Source organism: Herminiimonas sp. CN, assembly GCF_000622895.1.
In the GTDB taxonomy this organism is placed as follows: Bacteria; Pseudomonadota; Gammaproteobacteria; order Burkholderiales; family Burkholderiaceae_D; genus AVCC01.
In genome coordinates, this window is sequence record NZ_AVCC01000093.1 from 1 (window position 1) to 11883 (window position 11883).

Below are 11883 nucleotides of genomic sequence, written 5' to 3' on the forward strand. Positions count from 1 at the left end.
TTTTTAACGCAGCAACAAAAAAACATGCGCTATGTTTGGTATTTATAGACATACCCCATCTTTTTTAAATCCCGGCAGAACTCTGCGCAGCCTGCTGTCTATTGCATCTGGCGGCCTTCCTGCAGGCCGCCGCCCAGCGCCCGGTACAGATCGATCGCATTGGTCAGGCGCAGCAGTTGGGCCTGCACCAGCGTTTGCTCGGCGGCGAACGATTGGCGCTGGGCGTCGAACACGTCGAGCGAGCTGGCGATGCCGTTGCGAAAGCGCGCTTCCGACAGTTTCAGGCGCTCGGCTTCAGCGTCCCGCACTGCGGCCTGGGCGGCAATCTGCTCGTCGAGCAGGCTGCGCGCCACCAGCGCGTCGGAGACTTCGCGAAAGGCGCTCTGGATGGCTTTTTCGTAATTGACAATCGCCATATCCTTGCGCACTTCGGCCAGGTTCAGGTTGCCCTGGTTGCGCCCGCCGTCGAAGATCGGCAGCACCAGTTGCGGCGCGAACGACCAGGCCCCGGAGCCGGCATCGAACAGCCCGGCCAGCGCGCTGCTGGCGGTGCCGGCGCTGGCGGTCAGCGTAATGCGCGGGAAGAAGGCAGCCCGTGCGGCGCCGATATTGGCATTGGCCGCTTTCAGTTGCTGTTCGAACTGGCGGATGTCGGGCCGGTTGGCCAGCAGGTCCGACGGCAGGCCGGCCGGGATCTCGGTCACGATGTTTTGCGCCGCCAGCGGCTGCGCCGGCGGCAAGTCGGCCAGCGGCTTGCCGACCAGCAGCACCAGGGCGTTTTCGGCCTGGGCGCGCTGGCGCGACAGCGTCACCAGCGCAACCCGTGCCGATTGCAGCAGCGATTCGTCCTGGCGGATGTCGAGCGCCGAACTGGCGCCGACCTCGAAGCGCTTCTGCGCCAGCGTGTAGCTGCTGCTGCGGGCATCGAACGATTGCTGCGCCAGCACCTGCTGCTGGGCGAATGCGCGCTCGGCCAGATAGGCTTTGGCGACTTCCGCCACCAGGCTGATCTGGACCGACTGGCGCGCTTCCTCGGTGGCCAGGTATTGCGCCAGCGCGGCGTCGTTCAGGCTGCGCACGCGGCCGAAGAAGTCCAGCTCGAACGCAGCCAGGCTGGCGCCGACATCGTAGCGCCCGCCGGTGTTGTTGCTGCCTTGCGAACGCAGGTCGGCCGGGGTCCGGCTGCGCGCGCCGCTGGCCACGCCGTTCAGGGTCGGCAGCCGGTCGGCCGACTGGATGTTGTACTGGGCCCGGGCTTCCTCGATGCGCAGCGCAGCCGCGCGCAGGTCGCGGTTGTTATCGAGCGCGCTGGCAATCAGCGCCTGCAGCCGCGCATCCCGGAAGAATTCGCGCCAGCCGATCCCGGTTGCCAGCCGGGTTGCATTGGCCGCTGCGGCGCTGCCCGATGGCACGCCGTAGCTGGCTGCCACCGGGGCGTCCGGGCGCACGTACTGCGGCGCCAGCGAACAGCCGGACAGCACGCCTACGGCCAGCAGAAACAACGTCAATTGCCGCATGGATGGCAACATTCTTGATTTAATCATCTTGATTCTCCACGTCGATTTGCTTGTGTGCCGCGTACATCTTGCGCTGCCGTTCGCTGCCCTTGAACAGGGTGCGCATCACCACAAAGAACACCGGCACCAGGAATACTGCCAGCAGAGTGGCGGTAATCATCCCGCTCATGACGCCGGTGCCGATCGCGCGCTGGCTGGCCGAGCCGGCGCCGCTGGCCAGCACCAGCGGCAGCACGCCGAGGATGAAGGCGAACGAAGTCATCAGGATCGGCCTAAAGCGCAGGTGCACCGCTTCCAGCGTGGCTTCGATCAGGCCCATGCCCTGCGCCTGCAGGTCCTTGGCGAACTCGATGATCAGGATCGCATTCTTGGCCGACAGCCCGACCACCGCGATCATCCCGACCTTGAAGTACACGTCGTTGGGCATGCCGCGCAGGGTCACCCCCAGCAGCGCGCCGAGTATCCCGAGCGGCACCACCAGCATCACCGCGACCGGAATCGAAGTGCTTTCATACAGCGCGGCCAGCACCAGGAACACCGCCAGTAGCGATAGCCCGTACAGCATCGGCGCTTGCGAGCCGGATTTTTGCTCTTCCAGCGACTGGCCGGTCCATTCGAAGCCGAAGCCGGGCGGCAGTTTGGCCACCAGCGCTTCCATCTCGGCCATCGCTTCGCCGGTGCTGCGGCCGGGCGCGGCGCCGCCGGAAATCTTCATGGCCGGATAACCGTTGTAGCGGATCAGCTGCACCGGACCGGTGATCCATTGCGAGCTGACGAAAGACGAGAACGGCACCATCTCACCCTTGCCATTGCGCGCATACAGCCTGGCCAGGTCTTCCGGCTGCAGCCGCTGCGGCGCATCGGCCTGCACGATCACGCGCTGCTGGCGGCCCTGGTTCGGGAAGTCGTTGACATAGCTGGAACCGAGCGCAGTCGACAGCACGCTATTGATGTCGGCGAACGACACGCCGAGCGCATTAGCCTTGTCGCGGTCGATATTGAGCTGCAGTTGCGGCGCATCTTCCAGGCCTTCCGGCCGCACCCCGGCCAGCACCTTGCTCTGCGCAGCCATGCCCAGCATCTGATTGCGCGCCGCCACCAGCCCATCGTGGCCGACGCCGCCGCGGTCCTGCAGACGGAAGGTGAAGCCGGTGGCGTTGCCCAGCTCGGGAATCGGCGGCGGATTGATCGGGAACACGATCGCATCCTTGATTTGCATCAGCGCCCCCATCGCGCGGCCGGCGATCGCATCGGCCGAATCCTGCGGGCCGCGCTCGTCCCAGCTTTTCAGCGGCGTGAACGCCAGCCCGGCATTCTGGCCGTTGCCGGAAAAGCTGAAGCCGGCCACCGCGATGATGTGCGCCACGGCGGGCTGCTTCAGGTAGTAATCCTCGACCTTCTTGATCACCTCCAGCGTGCGGCTGGTGGAAGCGCCGGGCGGCAACTGGATGTTGGTTACCAGATAGCCCTGGTCTTCGGTCGGCAGGAACGATGCCGGCAGACGCACGTACAGTAAGCCGACGCACACCAGGATCAGGCCGTATACCATCATGTAGCGCCCGGTCTTGCCCAGCATCTTGCCGATGAAACTCTGGTAGCCGGTGGCGGTGCGGCTAAAGCCGCGATTGAACCAGCCGAAGAAACCGGTTTTTTCGTGATGATGGCCAGCCGTGACCGGTTTCAGCAGTGTTGCGCACAGCGCCGGCGTCAGCGTAAATGCCATCAGCACCGAGAAGAACATCGAAGCCACCATCGACAGCGAGAACTGGCGATAAATCGCGCCGACTGCGCCGCCGAAGAATGCCATCGGGATGAACACCGCGATCAGCACCAGCGTGATGCCGATCAGCGCGCCGGTAATCTGCCCCATCGCCTTGCGGGTGGCGTCGCGCGGCGACAGGCCTTCCTCGCTCATGATGCGCTCGACGTTTTCCACCACCACGATCGCGTCATCGACCAGGATGCCGATCGCCAGCACCATGCCGAACATGGTCAGCACGTTGATCGAAAAGCCGAACAGCAGCAGGGTGGCGAAGGTGCCCAGCAGCGCCACCGGCACCACGATGGTCGGAATCAGCGTGTAGCGGATGTTCTGCAGGAACAAATACATCACCAAAAACACCAGCAGGATCGCTTCCAGCAGGGTCTTGACCACTTCCTCGATCGAAATCTGGACGAACTTGGAAGTGTCGTACGGCACCACGTATTTGACGCCGGGCGGGAAGTATTTCGACAGCTCATCCATCTTGGCGTGAATTGCCTTGGCAGTGCCGAGCGCATTGGCGGTAGGCGACAGTTGCACCCCGATCGCCGAAATCGGCTTGCCGTCGATGCGCGCCGAAGTGGCGTAATTCTGGCCGCCGACTTCGATGCGCGCCACGTCGCGCAGCCGCACCAGCGAACCGTCGGGATTCGCGCGCAGCACGATGGCACCGAACTGCTCGACCGTCGACAACTGCCCGGACACCACGATAGAAGCGGAAATCTGCTGCGAACCGGGGCTCGGCAGATCGCCCAGCGTGCCGGAGGCAACCTGGGCATTCTGGTTCTTGATCGCAGCTGAGACATCGGCCGGGGTCAGCTTGTAGCCGATCAGCCTGGCCGGATCGACCCAGACCCGCATCGCGCGCTCGGTGCCGAACAATATGGCCTGGCCAACGCCCGGCACGCGCTTGATTTCATTGAGAATATTGCGCGACGCATAATCGCCCAGCGCCACCGGATCGAGCTTGCCGTCCTGCGAGGCCAGCGTGATGAACAGCAGGAAGTTGCTGCGCGACTTGGTCACCTGCACGCCTTGCTGGGTGACCGCCTGCGGCAAGCGGGCCTCGACCCGCTTCAGGCGGTTTTGCACATCCACCGCAGCCAGATCGGGATTGGTACCGGTCGAAAACGTTACCGTGATCTGTACCTGGCCGTTGGCCTGGCTCTGCGATTCGATGTATTGCAGGCCGTCGGCGCCGTTCATTTCCTGCTCGATCAGGCTGGTCACGCTGTCGTCCAGGGTCTGGGCGGTGGCGCCCGGATAGGCGGCGGTCACCACGATGGTCGGCGGGGCGATGCTCGGATACTGCGACACCGGCAATTGCGTGATGGCCAGGATCCCGGCCAGCATGATGAAGGTCGCCAGCACCCACGCAAAGACCGGCCGGTCGATGAAGAATTTTCCCATTCCGTACTCCTTATTGCGCTTTTGCGGCGGATGCAGCCGGTGCAACTACAGGAGTATCTTTCTTTTTAGAGCCATTTTGCTGCGGAGAAGGTGGTGCAACCTTGCCAGTATCTGGCGCTTTCGGCTGCCATGGCACGACCTTGACGACGGCGCCCGGCTTGATTTTTTGCAGCCCCTCGACCACCACCCGGTCGCCGGCCTGCAGACCCTCGCTGATCAGCCAGGCAGTGCCCTGTGCGCTGCTGGTTTTCACCGTGCGCGCAGCCACCTTGCCGTCGGCGCCAACCACCATCACCGAAGCGCTGTCGGCGCTGCGCGTGACCGCCTGCTGCGGCACGCTGATCGCTTGCTCCTGGACCGCCTGCTCCAGCCTGGCGCGCACATACATCCCCGGCAGCAGGCTGCGCTGCGGGTTCGGGAATTCGGCCCGCAGGCTGACCGCGCCGGTGCTTTCATCCACGGCGAGGTCGGAAAACAGTAGCTTGCCCGGCAGCGGGTACGGCGTGCCGTCTTCCAGCACCAGCGTGACTGCCGCCTTGCCCTTGCCGACGCCTTGCAGCTGGCCGCTGGCCAGCGCGCGCTGCAGTTGCAGCAGATCGGTGCTGGATTGGGTCAGGTTGACGTAAATCGGATCGAGCTGCTGGATCGTCGCCAACTGGGTCGCCTCGCCTTGGCCGACCAGCGCGCCTTCGGTCACCAGCGCGCGGCCGATACGGCCGGAAATCGGCGCGGTCACGCTGGCATAGCCGAGATTCAGGCTGGCCGTAGTGCGGGCCGCCTTGGCCGACGCGACGTCGGCGGCAGCCTGCTTCTGCGCCGCATTGGCATCGTCGTATTCCTGCTTGCTGACCGCATTGATTTCCACCAGCGGCTGGTAGCGCTGCAGCTTCAGGCTGGCTTGCACCAGGTTGGCCTCGGCCCGGGCCAGCGCCGCTTGTGCGCTCTCCAGACTGGCCTGATAGGTGGCCGGATCGATCCGGAACAGCAGTTCGCCGGCCTTGACATCGCTACCTTCGCGGAATTCGCGCTTCTGCACGATGCCGGCCACGCGCGCGCGCACTTGCGCCACCCGCGTCGCTTCCAGCCGGCCCGGCAATTCATTGCTGATGGTCAGCCGCTGCGGCGCCACCGTCACCACCGCCACTTCGGGCGGCGGCATGCCGGCGCCCGGCCCGGCCTGGTTTTTTTCACCGCAGCCGGCGAAAATCGATAACACGGCGAGTGCGGCACCCAGGCGCGCAAAACGTTGATTTGATGTCATGGAACTCTCATACGGTAATGGTTTGTAAACCATCCGCAGGCCGGAACGGCAGGCGGATGGACAGATGAATGGGGCTAAAAACAGACAGCAGCGGTGCGATGCGCAAAACTTCAGCCTCGCACGCAAATCCCGGCAAATAATTCAAGACATCCCCGGCCATGCGGAATGCGCAGGCAAGCCGGCTTCCCTGCCGCCGGCTCGGCAGATTCTATAGCGATTCTGCCAATACCGCTGCGCCATTGCAGTATCCATCCTGAACTGGAGCCGGCCCCATTATATATACATTCGCGAATGTATGTTAAGTTAATGCATTATTTGATATTTGAAAATACGCAACAAGGATATTTCATCATGGCAAGATGCACCAAGGAAAAAGCGCTGGAAACCCGCGAGCGCATTCTCGATGCGGCCGAAGACGTTTTCCATGCCAAGGGCGTGTCGAATACGTCGCTGGCCGACGTGGCTGATGCAGCCGATGTAACGCGCGGCGCGATCTACTGGCATTTTAAAAACAAGGCCGACCTGTTCGATGCGATGTGCCAGCGCATTCGGCTGCCGATGCAAACGCTGCGCGATGCGATGGTCGATCAAAAGACGAGCGACCCGCTGGGCGAGTTGCGTACCACCTGCCGCTTCCTGTTCCGCGAAACGGTGGATAACCCGCACCAGAACAAGGTGCTGGACATCCTGATACACAAATGCGAATTCGTCGATCCGGCCGATCCGATTTTCATCCGGCAGCAGGAGTGGATGCAGGAATGCTCGGTCAATAACAGACTGTTGCTGTCGAACGCGATCGCGGAAGGGCAATTGCCGGCCACGCTCGATGTGCGGCTGGCCAGCGTTATGCTGCATTCGCTGATCAGCGGCCTGCTGACCACCTGGTTATTCGCGCCGGATAGATTTGACCTGATTCAGGACGGCGGAAAAATCATCGATGCGTATATAGAAACCCTGCTGACTACGCACTCTTTGCAGACTGCGGCACCCTGAACCCGAGCATGAATACCACTCCGACTATTTTGCCGGGCATACCCGGAATGACGCGCCAGCACTTATCACTTACACTGCGCAGATGCCAGACAAACAAGAACCCACCCTCGCCGTTGAGCGCATCGGCCACGACGGCGGCGTGACGCTGCGCGCGTCCGGCGCCTGGCTGGTGCAAAACATCGCGCAAAAGAAAGTCATGCGGGCGTTGCGCGCCAGCATCAAAAGCGTCAACGCGCTGGCGGCTGGCGGCGCTCGCGATGTGCGCTGGGATTTATCGCAAGTCGACCGGCTCGACCTGATCGGCGCCCAGTTTTTCTGGAATCTGTGGGGCAAGGCCCGGCCGCCCGACCTGATACTGCCTTCCGGTCTGGAGCCTTTTTTTGCGCGCCTGGCACAGGCCGGCAACCCCGCATTGCCGCCGCAGCCGGCACACAGGCTGGCGGCACTGGCTATGCTGGGCAACGCGGTGCTGGATTTTTTCGAACACATTTACAGTTTCATCGGCCTGATCGGTCAACTGCTGCTGGACCTCAGCCAGTTCCTGCGCAATCCGGCGCGCGGACCGTGGAAAGAGGTGTCGGCGAATATCTTCCATATCGGCTTTCAGGCGCTCGGCATCACTGCGCTGGTGGGGTTCCTGATCGGCGTGGTGCTGTCGTATCTGTCGGCGCAGCAGTTGCACACCTTCGGCGGCGACATTTATCTGGTCAACATCCTCGGCATGAGCATCATCCGCGAGCTGGGGCCGCTGCTGGCGGCGATCCTGGTGGCCGGGCGTTCCGGCTCGGCGATTACCGCCCAGCTGGGCGTGATGCGGGTCACCGAAGAACTCGACGCGATGCTGGTAATGGGCTTGCCGCACGGCTTCCGGCTGGTGCTGCCGAAAGTCATTGCGCTGGCGCTGGCGATGCCGCTGTTGGTGATCTGGACCGACGCGATGGCGCTGCTCGGCGGCATGGCCACGGCCCAATTTCAGCTGGGCCTGTCGCCCGGCTATTTCCTGCAATCGCTGCCGGGCGCGGTGCCGCTGCCGAACTATTGGATCGGCCTCGGCAAGGGCGTGGTGTTCGGTAGCCTGATCGCGCTGGTGTCGTGCCATTTCGGCCTGCGCATCAAGCCCAATACCGAAAGCCTCGGACACGGCACCACCACTTCGGTGGTCAGCGCGATCACGGTGACGATCCTGGCCGATGCGGTATTTGCAATCGTCTTCAACAAGGTCGGTTACTGATGGCTGCCACCGCCATCATCGAGCTGCAGGATATCTGCATGCGCTTCGGTCCCAACCTGATTCATCAAAACCTGAACCTGCGCGTTGAGCAAGGAGAAATCCTGTCGCTGGTGGGCGGCTCCGGCTCCGGCAAGACCACCGTGCTGCGCCAGATGCTCGGCTTGCAGCGCCCCACCAGCGGCAGCGTGCGCGTGTTCGGTCAGGATATCGCGCGTGCCAGTTCGCAGCAGATGCAGGCGCTGCGCCAGCGCTGGGGCATGCTGTTCCAGCAGGGCGCGCTGTTTTCCTCGCTGTCGGCGTTCGAGAACGTGGCGCTGCCGCTGCGCGAATTGCGCACCCTGCCGCAAGACCTGATCCGCGACACGGTATTGCTCAAGCTGGCCATGGTCGATCTTGGCCCGCAAGATGCGCTCAAAATGCCGGCCGACCTGTCCGGCGGCATGGTCAAGCGGGTCGCGCTGGCGCGCGCGCTGGCGCTGGAGCCGGAGCTGCTGTTCCTGGACGAACCGACCGCCGGCCTCGATCCCGAAATGTCGGACACTTTCGTGCGCCTGATCCGAGCGCTGCATCGGGCACTCAAGCTGACGGTGGTGATGGTCACGCACGACCTCGATACGCTGCTGGCGTTGTCGAGCACCATTGCGGTGCTGGCCGACAAGCGCGTGATCATCAGCGCCGCACCAGCCGAGGTGATCGCCTTCGAGCATCCGTTCATCAAAGAATACTTCCACGGCGCACGCGGGCAGCGGGCGCTGGCAGCGCTGCACACATAGAATGGAAACCGATCATGGAAAATAAGTCGCACGCGCTATTGGCCGGCCTGTTTACCGTTGCGCTGTTGATTGCAGCGGTATTTTTCGCGCTCTGGTTCAACCGCGACCGGGTCAACCGGGTGCCCTATGAAATGGTGACCAGGCTGCCGGTATCGGGCCTGAATCCGCAGGCAACGGTGCGCTATCGCGGGCTGGGCGTCGGCAAGGTGGACAGCATCGGTTTCAATCCGCAGCATGCGGGCGAAATCCTGGTCCGGATCAGCGTCGACCCGCAGACCCCCATCACGCAATCGACTTTCGGCACGCTCGGCTACCAGGGCGTGACCGGAATCGCCTTCGTCCAACTCGACGATGACGGCAGCAAGCCGGCGCTGCTGGCCAGCGATCCGAGCCATCCGGCGCGGATCGAAATCCGGCCCAGCATCCTCGACAATATCCAGACCCGCAGCGCCGCGATCCTGCAGCAGACCGAAGCCCTGACCGCCAATTTCAACGCATTGCTGGCACCGGCCAACCAGCAAAAAATAGTCGGCGCGATCGACCATATCGGCAGCGCCGCCGCCGCGCTGGAAGCGCTGCCGAAGCAGCTGGAACCGACGCTGGAGAAGCTGCCGGCGCTGGCCGACAATGCGCAACAAACGCTGGCCTCGGTCTCGGCGCTATCCAGGGACGCCGGTGCACTGGCAGCCGACTTGACCAAGACCAGCCGCCAGCTGCAAGCGCCCGGCGGCGCGCTGACCAGAATCACCGATACCGCAGACCACTACAGCGCGATTGCAGACAGCATCGAACGCGACGCTCTGCCCAGAATCAATGCGCTGGCCAACGAAGCGCGCAGCTCGATGCAGGCCATCAACCGCAACATCGAGAAACTCGGCGAAAATCCGCAAAGCATCCTGCTGGGCGCACCCGATTTGCCGCCGGGGCCGGGGGAACCGGGCTTTGGCGGCCGGTAACGATGCATCTTAAATATAAAATATGGCAGTATATTGAAAACTCATGCAATTACCGCATATTTTAATTGCCACTTTAAATATACATATAGATGTATATTGCAAATACAGAAACCCGCAACGGACACTATAGTGCCACGCCAAGGACCCGCCATGCTTCCACTCCAGAAAATCCATGCCGGCTGGTGCTTCGCACTGCTATGCGCGCTGCTGGCCGGCTGCGCCACCCATGTCGGGCCGGTCAATCTGTACGACTTCGGCCCATTGCCCGAGGTCAATCCGACCAATGCGCTCGGCTCCGGCACTGTCCCGACTGCGCTTTCGATCGCTGCAATGCAAGCGCCCGCCGCACTAAACAGCCAGCAGATGCTGTATCGGCTGTCTTACGTAAACGACTTGCAAACCCGCGCGTATGCCGGCAGCCGCTGGAGCATGGCGCCGGCGCAACTGCTGGAGCAGCGCCTGAAAGCACGCCTGGCGCAAGCCGGCACCGTGGTGCTGTCGGGCAGCGAAGGCGCCAATACGCTGCCGACGCTGCGCATTGAAGTCGATCAGCTGATCCAGAACTTCAGCAGCCCGCAGCAGAGCGAAGCGCAACTCGCGCTGCGCGCCACGCTGTTCAACGGCCGCATCCCGCTGGCGCAAAAATCCTTCCGCCAGCAGACGGCTGCCGCCAGCGCTGACGCCGCCGGCGGCGCCCGGGCGATGGCCGAGGCCAGCGATGCATTGATCAACGCACTGATCGCGTGGCTGGCCGGCATGCCGCTGCAGAAATGACCGCAGCAGCGCCACAATCCTCGCCGCTGGCACGCATTGCGCTGCTGGCCTACCTGTTCCTGATCGTCTACGCCAGCTTGTTTCCGTTCACCGGCTGGCGCGATGTCGGCCTGGAGCCATGGGATTATTTATCGGCTCCGCTGCCGAAATACTGGACCAAGTTCGACGTCCTGATCAACATCGCCGGCTACATTCCGCTCGGCATGCTGGTCGTTTACGCGCTGCATCCGTGGGCCAGGAAAGCCGCTGCGGTCGCCATCGCCATCCTGGCCGGCGGCCTGGTTTCGGGCACGATGGAGGCGGTGCAACAATATCTGCCAAGCCGGGTCTCATCCGTTCTGGACCTGTACACCAACTTCGGCGGCGTCTGCATCGGCGCGCTGCTGGCGGCGGCGAGCTCGGCCGCCCTGCTGGAACGCGGCCGCCTGCGCCTGCTGCTGCGGCAATGGTTCCAGCATGACGCCAGCGGCGGCATGATCCTGCTGGCGCTGTGGCCGCTGGCGCAAATTTTCCCGCAAGGCTACCTGTTCGGCCACGGCCAGATCGTGCCGATCCTGGCGGACTGGCTATCAGAACTGCTGTCGGACTGGCTGTCGGACTGGCACAGCGACCTGCTCTCGGTGCCGATTCAGCTGGAGACGCTGCTGGGCATCAATCCCGAGCCCAGCCTGGAGCGCTACTGGCTGCTCGAGACACTGATTACCGCGTCCGGGCTGTGCGGCGCGGTGCTGCTGCTGCACTGCGTGCTGCGCAAGGGCGCACCCAAAATCGCGCTGACGCTGATCCTGGTCGGCGCGGCGCTAGCCACCAAATCGCTCGCCAACGCGCTGCTGTTCGCGCCCGAGAATGCCTTCGCCTGGCTCACCGCCGGCGCCCGCGGCGGCCTGCTGGTGGCGGCGCTGATGCTGTCCGGCCTGATCTATGTGCAACCGGCGGTCCAAAAACGGCTGGCGCTGCTGATGCTGACGATCAGCCTGCTGGCGGTCAACAGCGTGCCGGCCAATCCCTACTTCGTAGCGACCCTGCAAGCGTGGGTGCAGGGGAAATTCCTGAATTTCAACGGCGCCGCGCACTTCCTGTCGCTGCTATGGCCGTTCCTGGCGCTATGGCTTCTGTGGCGGGCACTGCGCTGCGCCAGGCATCAGCACAAACAGCCATTGTAAAAAACATGAATATGCAGGGTATGTTAAAAAAACAATAGCCGAC

Annotated in this window: 10 protein-coding genes; 6 read left to right on the forward strand and 4 right to left on the reverse strand. The window is 63.2% G+C overall.

What is annotated here, in order from left to right:
- Window positions 1-98: 98 nt before the first annotated feature.
- The 4 genes from HMCN_RS0115280 to HMCN_RS19475 are packed head-to-tail and all read right to left on the reverse strand — an operon-like array spanning window position 99 to window position 6110.
- Window positions 99-1544: an efflux transporter outer membrane subunit gene (locus HMCN_RS0115280; protein WP_035627484.1), complete on the reverse strand. Its 1446-nt coding sequence runs from the start codon at window positions 1542-1544 to the stop codon at window positions 99-101.
- The gene (locus HMCN_RS0115285; RefSeq protein WP_025918193.1) at window positions 1537-4689 is read right to left on the reverse strand and encodes an efflux RND transporter permease subunit; all 3153 of its coding nucleotides are present in this window, start codon (window positions 4687-4689) and stop codon (window positions 1537-1539) included. Before HMCN_RS0115285 ends, HMCN_RS0115280 begins: the two co-directional genes overlap by 8 nt.
- A gap of 10 nt (window positions 4690-4699) precedes the next feature.
- Entirely contained in the window at window positions 4700-5950 is a 1251-nt protein-coding gene (locus HMCN_RS0115290) for an efflux RND transporter periplasmic adaptor subunit (RefSeq protein ID WP_025918194.1), read from the reverse strand.
- Between the two features lie 7 nt (window positions 5951-5957).
- On the reverse strand, window positions 5958-6110 hold the full coding sequence (locus tag HMCN_RS19475) for a hypothetical protein (RefSeq protein WP_155837597.1): 153 nt from the start codon (window positions 6108-6110) through the stop codon (window positions 5958-5960).
- A gap of 191 nt (window positions 6111-6301) precedes the next feature.
- On the opposite strand from HMCN_RS19475, the gene HMCN_RS0115300 reads away from it, so the two are divergent.
- From HMCN_RS0115300 to HMCN_RS0115325, 6 genes are all read left to right on the forward strand, one after another.
- On the forward strand, window positions 6302-6943 hold the full coding sequence (locus HMCN_RS0115300) for a TetR family transcriptional regulator (protein WP_025918195.1): 642 nt from the start codon (window positions 6302-6304) through the stop codon (window positions 6941-6943).
- Between the two features lie 82 nt (window positions 6944-7025).
- Window positions 7026-8174, forward strand: coding sequence for an ABC transporter permease (locus HMCN_RS0115305; RefSeq protein ID WP_025918196.1), 1149 nt, complete (start codon window positions 7026-7028; stop codon window positions 8172-8174).
- Window positions 8175-8212: 38 nt separating this feature from the next.
- Complete coding sequence (locus tag HMCN_RS0115310) at window positions 8213-8947, forward strand: ABC transporter ATP-binding protein (protein WP_369792161.1); 735 nt, start codon at window positions 8213-8215, stop codon at window positions 8945-8947.
- Window positions 8948-8961: 14 nt separating this feature from the next.
- Window positions 8962-9903: an MlaD family protein gene (locus HMCN_RS0115315; protein ID WP_025918198.1), complete on the forward strand. Its 942-nt coding sequence runs from the start codon at window positions 8962-8964 to the stop codon at window positions 9901-9903.
- A 150-nt stretch (window positions 9904-10053) separates the two neighbouring features.
- A complete protein-coding gene (locus HMCN_RS0115320; RefSeq protein WP_025918199.1) occupies window positions 10054-10677 on the forward strand; it encodes an ABC-type transport auxiliary lipoprotein family protein in 624 nt (207 codons plus the stop codon).
- The gene (locus tag HMCN_RS0115325) at window positions 10674-11840 is read left to right on the forward strand and encodes a VanZ family protein (RefSeq protein WP_025918200.1); all 1167 of its coding nucleotides are present in this window, start codon (window positions 10674-10676) and stop codon (window positions 11838-11840) included. Before HMCN_RS0115320 ends, HMCN_RS0115325 begins: the two co-directional genes overlap by 4 nt.
- The last annotated feature ends 43 nt before the right edge of the window (window positions 11841-11883 follow it).

Coding starts and splice junctions, on each gene's coding strand:
- HMCN_RS0115285 (WP_025918193.1), bottom strand. CDS start 4,689: ATGGGAAAATTCTTCATCGACCGGCCGGTCTTTGCGTGGGTGCTGGCG.
- HMCN_RS0115290 (WP_025918194.1), bottom strand. CDS start 5,950: ATGACATCAAATCAACGTTTTGCGCGCCTGGGTGCCGCACTCGCCGTG.
- HMCN_RS0115300 (WP_025918195.1), top strand. CDS start 6,302: ATGGCAAGATGCACCAAGGAAAAAGCGCTGGAAACCCGCGAGCGCATT.
- HMCN_RS0115315 (WP_025918198.1), top strand. CDS start 8,962: ATGGAAAATAAGTCGCACGCGCTATTGGCCGGCCTGTTTACCGTTGCG.
- HMCN_RS0115310 (WP_369792161.1), top strand. CDS start 8,213: ATGCGCTTCGGTCCCAACCTGATTCATCAAAACCTGAACCTGCGCGTT.
- HMCN_RS0115320 (WP_025918199.1), top strand. CDS start 10,054: ATGCTTCCACTCCAGAAAATCCATGCCGGCTGGTGCTTCGCACTGCTA.
- HMCN_RS0115325 (WP_025918200.1), top strand. CDS start 10,674: ATGACCGCAGCAGCGCCACAATCCTCGCCGCTGGCACGCATTGCGCTG.
- HMCN_RS0115305 (WP_025918196.1), top strand. CDS start 7,026: ATGCCAGACAAACAAGAACCCACCCTCGCCGTTGAGCGCATCGGCCAC.
- HMCN_RS19475 (WP_155837597.1), bottom strand. CDS start 6,110: ATGGCCGGGGATGTCTTGAATTATTTGCCGGGATTTGCGTGCGAGGCT.
- HMCN_RS0115280 (WP_035627484.1), bottom strand. CDS start 1,544: ATGATTAAATCAAGAATGTTGCCATCCATGCGGCAATTGACGTTGTTT.